Below are 16957 nucleotides of genomic sequence, written 5' to 3' on the forward strand. Positions count from 1 at the left end.
TTGACATGAAGAAGAGAAAGAAATCATTTCCGAAGATCACAGTCCTGCTTCTGGCTGCCTCCGCAGTGCTTCTGGTAGGAAGTGGTGTGGGAAGTGCGAGAGCGGCACTGACGTATTACAGTGAGAATTATTCCGCACAGATGAATATGCAGAGTATCGGTGTATCTCTGGTAGAAAATGATGCGGTAGTCAGCAGCAGGGATTATGTATCAGATAATGAGTGGTCAGGCACCACAGAGGGTACACTGCTTGCAAATATGCTGGGTGAGGATGAGAAGTTTACACCGGGCAAACGCTATAATGAAGCCATCAGCGTGAAGAACAGCGGAAACATTGATACGTTCGTTCGTGTCATTCTGACCAGAAGCTGGCAGGATGCCGAGGGAAAGAAAAATACATCGCTGTCTCCGGATCTGATCGAATTGAATTATCTGACTGATAACGGCTGGGTGATCGCAGAGGATCAGTCCACACCGGAGCGTACGGTTCTGTATTATACAAAGGCATTGCCAGTGGGAGAGACCACACCGGCACTGTCCGATACGATCCGTGTCAATGAATCCATTGCACAGGATGTGACAAAGCAGGTAGATGGAAATACCATTCGATACACTTATAAATATGACGGTTACAGTTTTCATGTAGATGCGGAAGTAGATGCAGTCCAGACGCATAACGCACAGGAAGCAATCAAGAGTGCCTGGGGTGTGGATGTCAGCGTGAACGATGATGAGACTGTTATGAGTCTGCAGTAAGGAGGTACAGAGCTATGAAGAAGAAGATTTTGTGCCTCGTAATGACCCTCGTAATGACGGCCGGGGCAGCGACAACAGCATTTGCAAGAGATTATCAGGGAGCTGACGGATGGCAGGTAACATTCGACGGCAGCAAGATGAGCAGTAATTTTCAGGATAATGATGTGACAGACGAAATGGCAAATATCCAGCCGGGTGACAGCATCGAACTGAAAGTAAACGTAATGAATTCCGACAGTGGAAGTACTGACTGGTATATGACCAACGAAGTCATCCAGACACTGGAGGATGCACAGCAGTCTGCGGCGGGCGGCGGATACAGCTACCGTCTGACTTATGTAGGCAGCGACAAGAAAGAAACCGTGCTGTATGACAGCACAACTGTCGGCGGCGAGGGTTCTTCCAAAGCCGGCGAAGGATTGAAACAGGTAGATAACTCCACACAGGAATATTTTTACCTGGGACGTCTGGCATCTCAGGAGAGCGGAACGGTTCATCTGACGGTAGGTGTCGAAGGTGAGACACAGGGTAACGGTTATCAGCTGACACTGGCAAAGCTTCGTATGAATTTTGCAACAGAGAAGGTAGCACAGGATACGGTTACTACCATCGAGAAGACAGAGAAGACAGAAGTCCGCGGGGAGGACAAAGTCATCACCACTACCAAACGTGTAAAATCCGGCGATACGAATCTGATGCTCAGATACAGTGTGATCGCACTGGCCAGCGGCGTTGTATGTCTGATCCTGGCGGTAGTGACTATGAATCGCAGAAAGAAAGAAGCGGAAACGGCACAGAGGAAAGGAGAGAAATAATATGTTGAAATGGAAAAAATTATTCGTATCTCTTCTGAGTGTATCCGTAATCGCAGGGCTTGGAGCTGCACCAGTAAAGGCAGCACAGACTGTGACACCTTACACATACAAAGTGACGTTATCAGCAGGAAATAAGGGAACCATCAACGGACAGCAGAAGGTCGAAGAAGTTGATCTGGCAGCCGGATCTACGGTTTCTTTTGATATAAATGACATCAAAGTATCAGATGAAAAATATTATGTCAAGGGAATCCGACTCAGCGGACGTGATAATTCCGAAGCACTGGCAGCACCTGCATTCCGGGTAAACGGCGATGCAGATTATGTGGTTGCTTACGGAATCAAGGGTGACATGGTAGCTTATACCGTGAACTATGAGGATGAGCAGGGCAATAAACTGGCAGAAAGCCAGACGTTTTATGGAAACGTCGGTGATAAACCGGTGGTAGCTTACCGCTATATCGAGAATTATGTGCCGCAGGCGCTGGCGCTGACCAAGACATTGAGTGACAACGAGGCAGAGAATGTCTTTACATTCAAATATGCACCGGGAGCCACCAATCGTGTTGTGGAGACGGTCAACCACGTCACAGTCGTTATTCCGGGCAATACCATCACAAACACCGTGACCATTCCGGCAGGAACCACTGGTACCACCGGTGGAAACGGAACCGGAGCCAATGGAACAAACGGTACGGGTGCGAATGGAACTACCGGAACAAACGGAACCGGAACAAATGGAACCGGAACGACAACTCCGGGTGGAACAGATGCCAACGGCGGACAGGATGCAGACCAGAATGGTACAGTAGAGAATCCGGATGAGCAGACACCGCAGGATCAGATCAATCTGGATGATGAGGATACACCGACCGGTAATATCGATGCCGGAAAGGAAACTCAGGAAAAGAATAAGACTCTGGGTGTAAGTATCGCAATTATCATTGCTGCTGTTGTGGCACTGATCGCTCTGTTTGTGGCAATGAAACGTCGGAAAAAAGAGACAAAATAAAATCATAGGTTAATGTGAAAAGTTGCAGGTACAGCGGCAAAAGCCGCTGTACCTTTTTTACGCATAGATTTGAGAGCGTTCTTCTGTACAGCTTCTTCTTGCACAAAAGAAATCTCTATGCTATAGTAAAAGCGCGCAAGCACATTTCTAAGTGATTGCACAAGTTTCTAAATAAACCGGACAGGTTTCTGAATTTCGGAAGCTCATGATCGAGTATTTCCCAAAGAAAGAAAAAGATAAATGAAAAGTGGAAAATACAGAAAGGGGCTGTTAAAATTAAGCGATTTGACATATACTGATTCTATAATTAATGAAATCAGAGTAATCTAAAAGATAGAAAAGTGAGAAACATGGACAATACAATATTTTCTGGTGAATCAATTCAATGACAATGTCGGAGAAAAAGGACGGAGAAGATTCGGAGAAAGTTCGGAAAAGGTTCGGAGAAAGTTCGGAGAAGACTCAGATGAATGAGTTGACGGATACCCAAAAGAAAATTGTGGAGCTTCTTTGTTATGATAAACAGTTATCAGCAAAAAAAATAGCTGAAAAATTGGGATTAGGAAGTCGAAGTATAGAAAAAAATATTAAAAAGTTGAAAACGCTTGGTTTTCTTATACGACATGGTTCTCCTAAAAACGGTTACTGGGAAGTTACAGATTGCGATACAGAGGAGAAAAACAAATGAGCAGAGCAGATCAATCACACAGAAGGAGAAAAAATCCACTGGCGGCGGTGTTTCGGGCGGTCGGCATCATTTTACTGATTGCCATCATTGCGATATGTGTCCCGCTGATCGTACCGAAGACGATGGGATATCAGCTTTACACTGTCGTCAGCGGCAGTATGGAACCGGCGGTTCCCACAGGAAGCCTGGTATATATCAAATATGTGAAACCGGGAGACATTGAGACGGGCGATATTATCGCTTTTTACGGCTCGGATGCCCAGGGATCCATCATCACACATCGCGTGGTATCTAACAGTAATGCGATGGGAGAGTTTATCACAAAAGGTGATGCCAACGCGGAAAATGATATGAATCCGGTGACTTATGAGCAGTATGTGGGAAAGATGGTACGTTCCATACCGAAAGTGGGGGGCATTGTCCAGACGATCACTGTCGGCTCAGGAAAGACGGTGCTGAAATGTGTCATCGGGCTGGCAATCGTGCTTCAGGTTCTTGCAGCAGTACTGAACCGGAAGTACGAGGATGGAGAAGCAGAGGATACGGATTGAATTTTTTGTATCGGAAAAGAAACAAGAACAGATGTGTGATCACATTGACAGAAAAGTATCAATGTGATATAAATAATACATACATGGTGTGTTACTGATTACGCAGGCATTAACCGTGCATAGATATTTTTTTGATATTTATGTAGGGTTAGTGCCTTTTTTTGTGGTTCGGCCGACATGAAAAAAGTTACTTCCTGCTATGTGAATTCAAAAAATGGGTACACTATAACAAATACTGTCTACGAGAGAGAGTGAGGAGAGCTATGAAAGACAAAATTTTTGGAATTTTGCAGAGGGTTGGCCGTTCCTTTATGCTGCCGATCGCTATTCTGCCGGTCGCAGGTCTGCTGCTGGGAATCGGCGGATCTTTTACGAACGAAACAATGTTGGAAACTTACGGTCTGCTGGGCGTTATGGGACCGGGAACCGTACTGAATCAGATCCTGCAGGTTATGAACGCTGCCGGTAACATTATTTTTACGAATCTGCCGATTATATTTGCAATGGGTGTAGCAATCGGTATGGCGAAAAAGGAAAAAGAAGTAGCAGCGCTGGCAGCTGTTATTGCATTTTTCATCATGCATGCTTCAATTGGGGCACTGATCAACATCAAGGGCGGTGCGGACACAATGCTGTCCGGTTCTGTTACAGATGTATGTGGTATCACATCCCTTCAGATGGGTGTATTTGGCGGTATCATCGTTGGTCTTGGTGTTGCGGCACTGCACAACCGTTTTTACAAGATTGAGCTTCCGCAGGTATTATCCTTCTTCGGAGGAACCCGTTTTGTACCGATCATTTCCGGTATCGTGTTTGTGGGTGTCGGAATCCTGATGTTCTTTGTATGGCCGGTGATCCAGTCCGGTATTTACGCACTTGGTGATCTGGTTCTGAAATCCGGTTATGCAGGAACCTGGGTATACGGATTTCTGGAGCGTTTACTGCTTCCGTTTGGTCTGCATCACGTATTTTATCTGCCGTTCTGGCAGACCGGTGTGGGCGGAACACTGGAAGTCGGTGGAAAACTCATCGAAGGCGCACAGAATATTTTCTTTGCACAGCTGTCTGATCCGACAGTAAAACATTTTGCAGTATCTGCAACCAGATTTATGTCCGGTAAATTCCCGCTGATGATCTTTGGCCTTCCGGGAGCCGCACTGGCAATGTACCGCACAGCAAAACCGGAAAAGAGAAAAGCTGTCGGCGGTCTGCTCCTTTCCGCAGCACTGACTTCCATGCTGACAGGTATCACAGAGCCTCTGGAGTTTACTTTCCTGTTTGTGGCACCGCTGCTGTACGGTATCCACTGCGTATTTGCAGGTCTGGCTTATATGCTGATGCATATCTGTAATGTAGGTGTCGGAATGACATTCTCCGGCGGATTTATCGATCTGTTCCTGTTCGGTATCATGCAGGGCAACAAGAAAACAAGCTGGGTATGGGTAGTGATCATCGGTGTGATCTACTTCATTGTATATTACTTCCTGTTCAGCTTCCTGATCAAAAAACTGAACCTGAAGACACCGGGCCGTGATGACACAGAAGAAGTAAAACTGTACACAAGAGCAGATGTCAATGCGAGAAAAGAAGGCGAAAATGGTGCCGCAGGGGATGATCCTGTTTCTGAGGGAATTTTACAGGGCCTTGGCGGCAAGAAGAATATTTCTGATGTGGACTGTTGTGCCACAAGACTGCGTTGTACGGTATTCAAACCGGAACTGGTCAACGATGCGCTCCTGAAAGCAACCGGCGCTTCTGGTGTGGTTCACAAAGGAAACGGTGTTCAGATCATCTACGGACCGAAAGTAACCGTTATTAAATCAAATTTTGAGGATTATCTGGAGAAAGCCCCGAACGAGGAGCTTCATACAGACGAAACAGCTTCTGATGCTGCAGATACCGTACCGACAGAGACTGCCGCAGAAACACAGGAAGCAAAAGAAGTGGTAAAAGAGACCATTATCGTATCAAGCCCGATCACAGGTATCGCAGCAGATCTGGCAACTGCACCGGATGATGCGTTTGCAGGCAGAATGATGGGTGACGGAGCAGTCGTGACTCCGACAGCAGCAACCATCGTAGCACCGGAAGATGGACAGGTCATCTTCGTATTTGATACAAAACATGCGATCGGATTTCTGACAGACAGCGGTTTATCCATGCTGCTGCACATCGGTATCGACACAGTTAATCTGGAAGGCAAAGGCTTTACCTGTTTTGTGGAAAACGGACAGAGCGTGAAGAAGGGTGACAAACTGCTGGAGATCGACATTGATTATCTGACAGCCAATGCACCGTCACTGTGTTCTCCGATTCTGTGCACCGAATTGGAGGATAACCAGAAGGTCAGATTGCTGGCAGAGGGTGAGGTAAAAGCCGGAGATCCGCTGTTTGCAGTAGATGTATATGAAGAGGAAGCATAATATGACACAGGAATACAAAGGAAAATCTGTTTATAAGGGAATTGCACTGGGACCGGTCGTAGTGTTCCAAAAGAATGATGTCCAGGTAAAACGGGAAAAAATCACAGATGCAGAAGGTGAGATCGCCCGTATGCAGGATGCGGTCAGTGCATCGCAGGAACAGCTGCAGAAACTGTATGATAAGGCAGTGAAAGAAGTTGGTGAAGCCAGCGCAGCGATTTTTGAGGTGCATCAGATGATGTTGGAAGATGAGGATTATCAGGATGCCATCTGCAATATGATCCGCAATGAAATGGTGAATGCAGAGTATGCGGTTGCAGTGACCGGTGATAATTTTGCCGAGATGTTTGCCAGCATGGATGATGATTATATGCAGGCGAGATCCGCAGATATCCGTGATATTTCCAACCGTCTCGTTCAGAATCTGTCCGGTCATGCACCGGTGGATATGAATGATATGGAGCCATCGATCATTGTAGCGGATGATCTGTCTCCGAGTGAGACTGTTCAGATGGACAAGGATAAGATCCTCGGTTTTGTCACAGTACACGGATCTACCAATTCTCATACGGCGATCCTTGCGCGTATGATGAACATTCCGGCTCTGATCGGCGTGCCGGTGGAACTGGATGCCCTGCAGAATGGGATGCAGGCAGTTGTAGATGGGTTTGCAGGTACTTTTGTCGTAGAGCCTTCCAAAGAAGTGTGTGAACAGACAAAAGCCCGCATGGCAGAAGAGGCTGAGAAACAGCAGCTGCTGCAGCAGATGAAAGGGCAGGAAACGGTGACGAAGGACGGCAGACAGGTGCATCTGTATGCAAATATCGGCAGCGTGTCTGACATCGCAAGTGTACTGGATAATGATGCGGAAGGTATTGGCCTGTTCCGAAGCGAATTCCTGTATCTTGGAAAAACGGATTTTCCGACAGAGGAAGAGCAGTTCAATGCATACAAACAGGCGCTGCAGCTGATGGCAGGCAAAAAAGTGATCATCCGGACACTGGACATCGGTGCAGACAAACAGGTGGATTTTTTTAACCTCGGTCAGGAGGATAATCCGGCCATGGGCTATCGTGCCATCCGTATCTGTCTGAAGCAGCCGGAGATTTTCAAGACACAGCTGCGTGCGTTACTTCGTGCAGCGGTATATGGAAATCTGTCTGTGATGTATCCGATGATCACTTCCACAGAGGAAGTGGAGCAGATTTTTGCCATTGTAGAAGAAGTGCGGGCTGAGCTGGAAGCAGCGGAAATCCCGTATAAAATGCCGGAGCAGGGTGTCATGATCGAGACACCGGCAGCTGTGATGATCAGCGATGAACTGGCAGAGATGGTGGATTTCTTCAGTATCGGAACCAACGACCTGACACAGTATACACTGGCGATTGACCGTCAGAATGCTAAACTGGATGATTTTTACAACGCGCATCACAAAGCGATTTTGCGCATGATCCGTATGGTTGTGGAAAATGCACACAAATGTGGAAAATGGGCCGGTATCTGCGGAGAACTTGGCGCAGATCTGGAACTGACAGATGCATTTATGGAGATGGGAGTAGATGAACTTTCTGTAGCTCCATCCATGGTGCTGAAAGTTCGCAAAAACATCCGGGAATATACTGCAAATTAGTGAATGGAACAGTGATTTTGGACTGAAATATAGAAAACGGGCAGCCGTATATTCGAAAAGAATGTGCGGCTGTCTGTTTTTCTATACATACATAGTTCTATACATACATAGTTGTGTACATACACCGTTGTGTGCTCCCTGGCAGAGTTGAGTTTTGGTTTTCACAGAATTGATTTTTATGGGTATGAAAATGAAAATTTCTGTGTTAAAATAATAGTATTACAGTTGTATTACAAACTATTTATTGTGGGAGAAGGAAGCGAATCGTGTATCGTATATGTAAAGTACTAAACCATAACGGGGTGATTGCCCTTGATATGAATGACAGCAAAGAATATGTCCTGCTGGGAAAAGGCGTCGGATTTGGAAAAAAGCCTGGGGAGCGTTTTGAACAGCCTGCAGACTGTACGGTGTATTCTTTACAGGAGACCTCTTCAAGAGGAGACGCGGCGGAATTGATCAAATCCATCCAGCCGGAATATTTTCAGATGGCGAATCGGATTTTGAATGAAGCGGAGCGGCATTTTGGAAAAATCGACCGGAGTATCTTGTTTCCGATGGCAGATCATATCGCATTTGCCGTCCAGCGTCTGCAGAAGGGAGAAAAGATCTCCAATCCGCTGACTGAAGATATCAAGACGCTGTTCCATTCAGAATTTAAGGTGGCCTCTATGATACAGACGATTCTGAAAGAGGAAAAGCAGATCGACATTGACGAGGATGAGATCGGATATGTGGCGCTGCATATTCATTCCGCACTGGAAAAAGAATCCGTATCTGTCTCGATGCAGATGGCGCGGGCTGTGCGGGACTGCGTTTCCGTGATCGAAGAGCAGCGGGGCATCCGCATCAATGTCATGTCATTGAGTTATAACCGGCTGATGAACCATGTGAAATATATGGTTGCCCGTGTATTGAAAGGGGAATCTCTGAAAGTCAATATGAATGACTATGTACAGCACAATTTTCCGGATGCTTTTGAACTGGCAACCACCGTATGTGATCATCTCAGCCATGCATTACATAAGCCGCTCGAGGAATTGGAGATCGGCTATCTGGCTATGCACATCGAGCGGGTCAGTATGGCAGATGAAGAATAGCGGATTATAATCAAGGATCAGACACCTGTGTACCGAAAGAGCAATACAATACGCTGTTTCGGTACATTTTTTTCACTTTTCGGGAAAAACGGACAAAAGCAGGTAAAAAAGTATTGGAAAAACGGACAAAAGTAGGTGAAAAAGCATTGGAAAAACGGACAAAAACAGTCAAAAAAGTGTTGGAAAAACGGACAAACGTACTTGCGGGATAAGAAAAAACATGGCATACTAAGGATATAACAGGGAAAACTGTAAAAAGCAGGAGGTGTAACATGCTGTATCGAAGCATAACAGAGCGAATCGAACAATTTTTTGAAAAAGAAAAGAAAGCGGCTCTGATGGTTACAGGGGCCCGGCAGGTAGGAAAAACGTACTGTATCCGGGAGTACGCAAAGCAGCATTTCAAATATGTGATTGAGATTAATTTTCTTGAGATGCCACAGGCGGTTGCTTTGTTTGAAAATGCTACCGGAAGTGATGATATATTAATGAGAATCTCCGCATTGACAGACATTCCCATGGAAAAAGACCGGACAATGATATTTTTTGATGAAGTCCAGGAATGCAGGGAAATCGTGACTGCTATTAAATTTTTAGTCGAAGAAGGCAGTTATCGGTATATTCTCAGTGGGTCGCTGCTTGGAGTGGAATTAAAGGATATACGATCGGTTCCGGTTGGTTACATGTCGATTTATGAGATGTTCCCCATGGATTTTTTTGAATTTTGCAAGGCAAACCGTGTATCGGAAAAGGTTCTGGACAAATTAAAAAACTGTTTTGAAGAAAAGATCCCTGTGGATGATCTGATTCATGACAGAATGATGGATCTGTTTCGATTGTATCTGATCGTTGGCGGTATGCCGGCGGCTGTACAGCGATATCTGGATACAAATAATCTGAATGAAGTGATGCAGGTTCAGAAAGGGATCATCCAGCTGTACAAAAAAGATATTGCCAGGTATGATCCGGAGCATAAACTCTATCTGGAGGAGATTTTCCAGCTGATTCCAAGTGAACTGAACAGTAAAAACAAACGCTTTATTTTAAAAAACTTAAATGAGAACTTCAAATTTTCAAGATATGAGCATAGCTTCATCTGGCTGAAAGAAGCCGGGGTGGCACTGCCGGTTTATTGTGTTCAGGAGCCACAGGTTCCGTTGCTTCTGTCAAAAGCAACAAATTTGTTCAAATTATTCCTTTCTGATGTGGGACTGCTTGCAGCAATGTACGCAGATGGTTTGCAGATCAGGATATTAAATAAAGAAAACAATATTAATTTTGGATCGGTTTATGAAAATGCAGTTGCACAGGAACTGTGTGCACATGGATTTGAGGTATATTACTTTAATAACAAAAAACAGGGGGAACTGGATTTTGTTATTGAGTTTGAGGGGGAGGCATTGCCACTTGAAGTAAAATCCGGAAAGGATTATACAAAACACCGTGCATTAAATCATGTGTTGGAAAGTCCAAATTATCATATTCAGAATGCCATTGTATTTTGTAATGAAAATATAGAAGTGAAAGATCAGATTTTTTACTGTCCGATTTATATGGCAGGATTTTTGGAAAAGAGAACGGTTCCGGAGGATTATATCTACACACTTGATTTAAGTGTACTTCAGGATTAAAGAAAACCGCAGGATGCTGAGATAAACGCTCCGCGAGGATGTGCAGTGATTCTGAGAAGAATATGTCAGCTTTCGCTGACCAGAATCACGCACCAAGTCTCACGTGCGTTCGACTTGAACACCCTGCGACTTTTTTATTTTTCTGTCAGCTGGTTATTTACCTAAATATGCCTTTAACAGTGCAATCGTATTTCTGACTCCGTCTATATGAGAGCGCTCATAGTTGTGGGATGCATAGACACCCGGTCCGATGAGTCCGTGGCGGATATCAAAGCCGCCGCGCAGGCTGGCTTCTACGTCAGAGCCATAATGCGGATATACGTCGATCGCATAGTCAAGACCGTTTGCTTTTGCAAGTTCGGACAGCTCTGTTACCAGATCATAGTTGTAAGGTCCACCGGAATCCTTTGCACAGATGGATACCATGCGCTCGGTACAACCCAGATCATCACCGACACAGCCCATATCCACGCAGATCATTTCTTCGGTATCTGCCGGGATGGAACTTCCGCCGTGTCCGACTTCCTCATAAACAGTAAATAATAAGGAAACTTTGCGATTCAAAGTAATTGTTTTCTCAGCCACTTCTTTTGCAATACCGAGCAGGATAGCAGCAGAAAGTTTATCATCCAGAAAACGACTTTTTATGTAACCGCTTGGAGTTACAACCGTGCGGGAATCCATAGCAATGATATCACCCACCTGTATGCCCAGTACTTTTACATCTTTCTCTGTACTCACATTCTCATCCAGCAGGATTTCCATATTTTCCTCTGTCGCTTCTACTTTCTGATCCGCTACGTGTGCAGACGGTTCCTTGTTTAATACGACACCTGTGTATACTTTTCCATCTCTTGTATGTACGGTGCAGTTTTCACCGTCAGCCGTGCACCACTGATGTCCGCCCAGTGTCGTCGGACGCAGGCGGCCGTTGCTCTTGATGGAACGCACCATGGCACCTAACGTATCCACATGAGCGGCCAGAATCAGCGGACTTCCTTCACCACCGATTGTTACACAGACATTGCCCTTGCGGGAACGTTCCGGTGTAAATCCCATTTCTTCTAAGGTGGAAACCAGATACTGTGCCACTTCTTTTGTGAAGCCGGACGGACTTGGAATAGAGGTCAGAGCTTTCAGCTGATCCGTAATAAAAGTAATCGTTGAATTTTTCATAATCGAACTCCTTAATTATATACTTTTAATTTTATGATGCCAGGGTCAAAAGCCTGAAACCACGATGTGCTTGCACAGGAGTGGTTTTATGGCTTAATGACCCGCCCCGATATGAGCATAAAAGTGGAGCGTCAGCTTCACGATATGCGAATATTGGGTAGAATTGTGGGAGTACGAAGTACGGAACAATTCGTACGGCATCTTTTGCCCCCAACATCATTTTACTCTGTTATTCTATAACGAAACAGAAAAATATTCCAGTACAAAAATAGGGCAGCGTCAGCTGTGGCACCGTTTGTAGTGAATGAAATGCGGAGGCTGGCAGGAGGACATGCACAAATGTCCGTGTCCGTGTGCATGTCCTCCGCCAGCCCTCCATTTCAGAAAAGTAAAATTATACAAAAAACCGTATTTTTCACTACGGACTTTTGCGTGTTTTTACCTTATTCTGAATATAATTCTGTAAGATAAGGACAAAAAGAGGAGGAGTGTACGCGCATCGAAAACAGCTGTCCGAAAAATAAATACAAAAAATAACTGTTTTGGTTGACCATTATGTAAAAAACAGTTATAATAAACAATATTGTCGACAATTTACAATGGTAAAGTGTTATAGAATTGTACAAAATTGGCGACAAAGTGACGTATGAGAATGAGAGAGGAAAGGTGTAAAAAATGGCAAAGTACACAGCACGAAGAGTCTTAATGGCGATTGTCACGGTGCTGGTAGTTGCATGTGTTACGTTTTTCTTGATGAACGCAATCCCGGGAAATCCGTGGTTATCTGAGAAAACTCCGACACAGGCCACTATCGACGCTTTAAATGCTAAATATGGACTTGACCAGCCCCTGATTGTTCAGTTGGGCAAATATCTCGGAAATCTTCTTCACGGAGATTTCGGTACATCAATCAAAATGCAGAAAAACCGTGCGGTTTTAGACATCATCAAAGATATGTTCCCGGTTTCTGCAAAAATCGGCGTATTTGCGCTTTTATGGGCAATTGCAGTCGGACTTCCGCTTGGATGTCTGGCAGCTTACAAAAGAGGTACATGGGTAGACAGCTTCCTTAGAGTTGTTTGTACAATCGGTATCTCCATGCCTGGATTCGTAGTGGCAACAATGCTGTTGCATACATTATGTGGGGGTATTCCGGGAGTAAAAGTTTTCCCGGCATTATTTGACGGAACACCAAAGAGTTATGTCCTGCCATGTCTGGCACTGGGATTTTACCCAATGTGTTATCTGTCAAGACAGACCAGAACAGCGATGCTTGATTCTATCAATCAGGAGTATATCAAGACTGCGCGTGCAAAAGGTCTGAAAAACAGCAAGATTATTTTCAAACATGCACTGAGAAATGCACTGATCCCGGTTATTACTTATCTGGGACCGCAGATTGCATTTACACTGTGCGGCGGTATGGTTGTTGAGCAGGTATTCTCTATTCCGGGACTGGGCCGTTACTTTATCCAGGCTATCCAGACCCGTGATTATCCGTTGATTATGGGAACCACTATTTTCCTGGCTTCCTTCATCATCATCATGAACCTGATCGTAGACCTGTGTTACAAACTGGTAGACCCGCGTATCAATCTGTCGAAGGGAGGAAACTAAGCATGTCTGGAAAGAAAAGATTTCAAAAGCCAGGCTCTCTTCAACCGAATATTGATGATATTTTAGAGTGGAGCAAATTACCGGAGGATGCATTTGATGCGGCAAGCTCACAGGAAAAAGCAGATTTTATCAAAGATCGTAAGAGTGTTTCCTACTGGGCAGATGCATGGCGTCGTCTTCGTAAAAATAAAGTGGCAATGGTTGCACTGGCAATCATCATTGCCCTGGTTATTTTCGGATTTGTGGGACCGAGCCTGGTTCCATATACTTACAAACAGCAGGTGCGTGGTTCCGAGGCATTGCATCCATGGCATTACACACTGGAAGACCAGCAGAAGATCAATGATTACATGGAAGAGAAAAATCAGACTGCAAACCTGACACCGGATGAGGCTGTCGAGAAAGCCAGAGCAGAAGCGGCCGCAGAAGGCAAAGAGTTATCCCGTATTGAGGAATCCAAGATTCGTGCGAAAGCAAATGTTTCTCAGTCAAAAGAGAGTGAGGAGCACGTGACGGAAGCCGAGGCTGCAAAAGCCCTGGGCATCAAGCATAAAGTATTTGGTTATTCCACACAGGAACTTCAGAAAAAAGCAGACGGGGAGAAAGTATTCCCACATGTATTTGGTACCGATGACCAGGGACGTGATATCATGGTCCGTGTCATGGTCGGAACAAGAATTTCTATCATCGTTGGTGTATGTGCGGCAATTATCGTATTGATCATCGGTGCGTTATACGGATCCGTTTCCGGTTACTGCGGTGGTGCAGTCGACACGGTAATGCAGCGTATTGTTGAGATCATCTACTCCATTCCGGAGATGCTGATCATCCTGTTGCTTTCCGCAACATTAAAACCGGCGTTGGAGCAGTTCCAGAACTCCGGTGACGGCCCGATGCAGAATCTGGTAACGATTCTCGGACCAAACCTGATCTCCATGTTTATCGCATTCGGTTTATTATACTGGGTAACCATGAGCCGAATCATCCGTGGACAGATCCTTCAGTTAAAACAGCAGGAGTATGTGACAGCGGCCCGTGCCCTTGGCGCAAAAGGCGGACGTATCATTAGCAAGCATCTGCTTCCGAACTGTATTGGACAGATCATCACAACCACATTCCTGCAGATTCCATCCGCAATCTTCCTGGAATCCTTCCTTTCTTTCATCGGTGTAGGTGTATCTGCTCCGCTGACAAGTTTGGGATCTATGTGTTCTGAGGCTCTGAGTGGTCTGAGCACATATCCATACAGATTATTTATCCCGGCATTCATCCTGAGTCTTATGATTCTGGCTCTGAACCTGTTCGGTGATGGACTTCGCGATGCATTAGATCCGAAGTTAAAGAAATAAGGAGAGGAGGAGACGATATGGAACAGGAAAATAAAACAGATAAACTGTTAGAGGTCAGAGATCTCCAGGTCTCTTTCTTTACTCCGGCAGGAGAAGTCAAAGCAGTAAACGGAATTTCGTACGACGTAAACTACGACGAGGTTATGGGTATCGTAGGTGAGTCCGGTTCCGGTAAAAGTGTGGAAGCATATTCTATCATCGGATTACTTCAGAATCCCGGTAAAGTAGTAGGCGGATCTATTACATTTGAAGGACAGGATATGCTCTCCAAGACAAAAGACGAAATGATCGCATTTCGTGGAAAAGAAGTAGCAATGATCTTCCAGAACCCGATGACTTGTCTGAATCCGGTATATACGATCGGAAATCAGCTGGTTGAGGCTCTGAAAGCACATGATAAAAGTGTCAGCAAAGAGGATGCTGAGAAGCACGCAATGAAAATGCTGGAAGAAGTAGGTATCAACAATGTTGAAAAACGTATGAAACAGTACCCGCATGAACTTTCCGGTGGTATGCGTCAGAGGGTTATGATCGCAATGGGTCTGATCTGCCATCCGAAGCTTCTGATCGCCGATGAGCCGACAACCGCTCTGGATGTAACCATCCAGGCACAGATTCTCGAACTGATGAAAAAACTTCAGAAGCAGAATCACATGGGTATTATCTTTATCACACATAACCTTGGTGTTGTTGCTGAGGTCTGTGACAAAGTATCCGTTATGTATGCAGGTAAAATGGTAGAGCAGGGACCGGTGGATGATATTTTCTATAATCCGGGTCATCCTTATACAAAAGGTCTGCTTCGTTCTATGCCGCGTGTAGATGCAGAAAGCTATGAGCGTCTGATCCCGATCGAGGGTTCACCGGTCGATATGCTGAATCCGCCGGAAGGATGTCCGTTTGCGCCGCGTTGTGAACATGCGATGAAGATCTGCCTGCAGAAGATGCCGCCATATGTAGAGATGGGAGAAAACCATCATGCAGCATGTTGGCTGCGTGTACATGATTGTCTGGCAGAAGCAAAAAAAGGTAATACTGAGACAGCGAATATTGAAAAAACGGAGGTAGATAGCCATGAGTGAGAAGAATGATGTACTCGTTCAGGTTGATCACCTGAAAAAATATTTCCCGGTTAAGGGATTAAAAGGACCTGGTGTACAGGCGGTAGAAGATATTTCTATCTTTATCAACCGCGGTGAGACACTTGGCCTCGTAGGAGAGTCCGGATGTGGTAAAACCACTCTGGGCCGTACGATCCTTCAGCTGCACGAGCCGACTTCCGGAAAAATTGTTTACGATGGTGAGACAATTTTCGAGGGACAGGATCCGTGGCAGAGAGATGCAGAAGGACAGTTACATCATGCAAAAGTCCCGAAAGCAAAACAGGCGAATATGCTTCCATACAGACGGAAAATGCAGATTATTTTCCAGGATCCTTCCGCAAGTCTGGATCCGCGTATGACAGTCGGAGAGATTATCGGAGAGGCACTTGATATTCATAAGCTTTTTCCGAATAAGCAGGACCGTACGGATCGTATCAAAGAGCTGCTTGGCAGAGTAGGATTGAATACAGAGCATGCAAACCGTTATCCGCACGAGTTTTCCGGTGGACAGCAGCAGCGTGTCGGTATTGCCCGTGCACTGGCTGTAAATCCTGAGTTTATCGTATGTGATGAGCCGATTTCCGCACTGGATGTTTCCATTCAGTCACAGGTAGTAAATATGCTGGAAGATATGCAGGAAGAGATGGGACTGACCTATCTGTTCATCGCACATGATCTTTCCGTTGTTCGTCATATTTCACACCGTATCGGCGTAATGTATCTTGGAACTATGGTAGAGCTGGCTGAGAGCTATGAGCTGAACCGCCATCCACTGCATCCGTACACACAGACACTGCTTTCTGCAGTACCTGTTCCGGATCCGGAAGTGAGCAGAAGCAGACAGCGTATCGTTCTGGAGGGAGATATTCCGTCTCCGATGAATCCGCCAAGCGGATGCCGTTTCCATACACGTTGTCCATATGCAATGGATAAATGTAAAGAATGCGTTCCGAAATTCAAGGAATATGAGAAGGGACACTGGGTGGCCTGCCATCTGTTAGAGCAGTAGAATACTGCCGTTGTCTTGTTTGAGACTGTTCTCACTTTTTTGTGGGAGCAATTGAAATTGGGTAATGCAGGGTAGTCCTGTTTTATCAATAAATTTAT

General features: G+C 45.3%; 14 protein-coding genes. 13 read left to right on the top strand and 1 reads right to left on the bottom strand.

What is annotated here, in order from left to right; all coding sequences use genetic code 11:
• Window positions 1–5 precede the first annotated feature (5 nt).
• From ACIRUQ_RS01750 to ACIRUQ_RS01790, 9 genes are all read left to right on the top strand, one after another.
• Entirely contained in the window at window positions 6–755 is a 750-nt protein-coding gene (locus ACIRUQ_RS01750) for a hypothetical protein (protein ID WP_055289807.1), read from the top strand.
• Between the two features lie 14 nt (window positions 756–769).
• The gene (locus ACIRUQ_RS01755; RefSeq protein WP_055289810.1) at window positions 770–1570 is read left to right on the top strand and encodes a hypothetical protein; all 801 of its coding nucleotides are present in this window, start codon (window positions 770–772) and stop codon (window positions 1568–1570) included.
• Between the two features lies 1 nt (window position 1571).
• On the top strand, window positions 1572–2582 hold the full coding sequence (locus tag ACIRUQ_RS01760; RefSeq protein WP_055289812.1) for a MucBP domain-containing protein: 1011 nt from the start codon (window positions 1572–1574) through the stop codon (window positions 2580–2582).
• Between the two features lie 466 nt (window positions 2583–3048).
• Entirely contained in the window at window positions 3049–3270 is a 222-nt protein-coding gene (locus ACIRUQ_RS01765) for an HTH domain-containing protein (RefSeq protein WP_242853582.1), read from the top strand.
• Window positions 3267–3821, top strand: a complete 555-nt coding sequence (locus tag ACIRUQ_RS01770; RefSeq protein ID WP_055289814.1) for a signal peptidase I — start codon at window positions 3267–3269, stop codon at window positions 3819–3821. Before ACIRUQ_RS01765 ends, ACIRUQ_RS01770 begins: the two co-directional genes overlap by 4 nt.
• Window positions 3822–4084: 263 nt before the next feature.
• Window positions 4085–6244: a PTS transporter subunit IIABC gene (locus ACIRUQ_RS01775; RefSeq protein ID WP_055289816.1), complete on the top strand. Its 2160-nt coding sequence runs from the start codon at window positions 4085–4087 to the stop codon at window positions 6242–6244.
• A 1-nt stretch (window position 6245) separates the two neighbouring features.
• Window positions 6246–7874 (top strand): phosphoenolpyruvate--protein phosphotransferase, encoded by a 1629-nt coding sequence (gene ptsP, locus ACIRUQ_RS01780; RefSeq protein ID WP_055289818.1) that lies wholly within the window; start codon window positions 6246–6248, stop codon window positions 7872–7874.
• 266 nt (window positions 7875–8140) lie between these two features.
• Window positions 8141–8974, top strand: coding sequence for a PRD domain-containing protein (locus ACIRUQ_RS01785; RefSeq protein ID WP_022036600.1), 834 nt, complete (start codon window positions 8141–8143; stop codon window positions 8972–8974).
• A gap of 272 nt (window positions 8975–9246) precedes the next feature.
• A complete protein-coding gene (locus ACIRUQ_RS01790; RefSeq protein WP_021737727.1) occupies window positions 9247–10605 on the top strand; it encodes an ATP-binding protein in 1359 nt (452 codons plus the stop codon).
• Window positions 10606–10758: 153 nt separating this feature from the next.
• Here ACIRUQ_RS01790 and ACIRUQ_RS01795 read toward each other — a convergent pair whose 3' ends face one another.
• The gene (locus ACIRUQ_RS01795) at window positions 10759–11781 is read right to left on the bottom strand and encodes a M42 family metallopeptidase (protein WP_404856521.1); all 1023 of its coding nucleotides are present in this window, start codon (window positions 11779–11781) and stop codon (window positions 10759–10761) included.
• 675 nt (window positions 11782–12456) lie between these two features.
• Between ACIRUQ_RS01795 and ACIRUQ_RS01800 the strand changes: the two genes are divergently transcribed.
• From ACIRUQ_RS01800 to ACIRUQ_RS01815, 4 genes are read left to right on the top strand one after another with little or no spacing between them, the layout of a single operon-like run.
• Window positions 12457–13398, top strand: coding sequence for an ABC transporter permease (locus ACIRUQ_RS01800; protein WP_021737724.1), 942 nt, complete (start codon window positions 12457–12459; stop codon window positions 13396–13398).
• 2 nt (window positions 13399–13400) lie between these two features.
• On the top strand, window positions 13401–14747 hold the full coding sequence (locus ACIRUQ_RS01805; protein WP_055289820.1) for an ABC transporter permease: 1347 nt from the start codon (window positions 13401–13403) through the stop codon (window positions 14745–14747).
• A gap of 17 nt (window positions 14748–14764) precedes the next feature.
• A complete protein-coding gene (locus ACIRUQ_RS01810; RefSeq protein WP_055289822.1) occupies window positions 14765–15829 on the top strand; it encodes an ABC transporter ATP-binding protein in 1065 nt (354 codons plus the stop codon).
• Window positions 15822–16859 carry an ABC transporter ATP-binding protein gene (locus ACIRUQ_RS01815; RefSeq protein WP_055289824.1) on the top strand — a complete coding sequence of 346 codons (1038 nt, stop codon included), beginning with the start codon at window positions 15822–15824 and terminating at the stop codon, window positions 16857–16859. The genes ACIRUQ_RS01810 and ACIRUQ_RS01815 overlap by 8 nt, the downstream gene beginning before the upstream one ends.
• Window positions 16860–16957 lie beyond the last annotated feature (98 nt).

The sequence above is a fragment of the Eubacterium ramulus genome, from assembly GCF_045002895.1.
Lineage (GTDB): Bacteria > Bacillota > Clostridia > Lachnospirales > Lachnospiraceae > Eubacterium_I > Eubacterium_I ramulus.

Coding starts and splice junctions, on each gene's coding strand:
- ACIRUQ_RS01750 (WP_055289807.1), top strand. CDS start 6: ATGAAGAAGAGAAAGAAATCATTTCCGAAGATCACAGTCCTGCTTCTG.
- ACIRUQ_RS01755 (WP_055289810.1), top strand. CDS start 770: ATGAAGAAGAAGATTTTGTGCCTCGTAATGACCCTCGTAATGACGGCC.
- ACIRUQ_RS01760 (WP_055289812.1), top strand. CDS start 1,572: ATGTTGAAATGGAAAAAATTATTCGTATCTCTTCTGAGTGTATCCGTA.
- ACIRUQ_RS01765 (WP_242853582.1), top strand. CDS start 3,049: ATGAATGAGTTGACGGATACCCAAAAGAAAATTGTGGAGCTTCTTTGT.
- ACIRUQ_RS01770 (WP_055289814.1), top strand. CDS start 3,267: ATGAGCAGAGCAGATCAATCACACAGAAGGAGAAAAAATCCACTGGCG.
- ACIRUQ_RS01775 (WP_055289816.1), top strand. CDS start 4,085: ATGAAAGACAAAATTTTTGGAATTTTGCAGAGGGTTGGCCGTTCCTTT.
- ptsP (WP_055289818.1), top strand. CDS start 6,246: ATGACACAGGAATACAAAGGAAAATCTGTTTATAAGGGAATTGCACTG.
- ACIRUQ_RS01790 (WP_021737727.1), top strand. CDS start 9,247: ATGCTGTATCGAAGCATAACAGAGCGAATCGAACAATTTTTTGAAAAA.
- ACIRUQ_RS01795 (WP_404856521.1), bottom strand. CDS start 11,781: ATGAAAAATTCAACGATTACTTTTATTACGGATCAGCTGAAAGCTCTG.
- ACIRUQ_RS01800 (WP_021737724.1), top strand. CDS start 12,457: ATGGCAAAGTACACAGCACGAAGAGTCTTAATGGCGATTGTCACGGTG.
- ACIRUQ_RS01805 (WP_055289820.1), top strand. CDS start 13,401: ATGTCTGGAAAGAAAAGATTTCAAAAGCCAGGCTCTCTTCAACCGAAT.
- ACIRUQ_RS01810 (WP_055289822.1), top strand. CDS start 14,765: ATGGAACAGGAAAATAAAACAGATAAACTGTTAGAGGTCAGAGATCTC.
- ACIRUQ_RS01815 (WP_055289824.1), top strand. CDS start 15,822: ATGAGTGAGAAGAATGATGTACTCGTTCAGGTTGATCACCTGAAAAAA.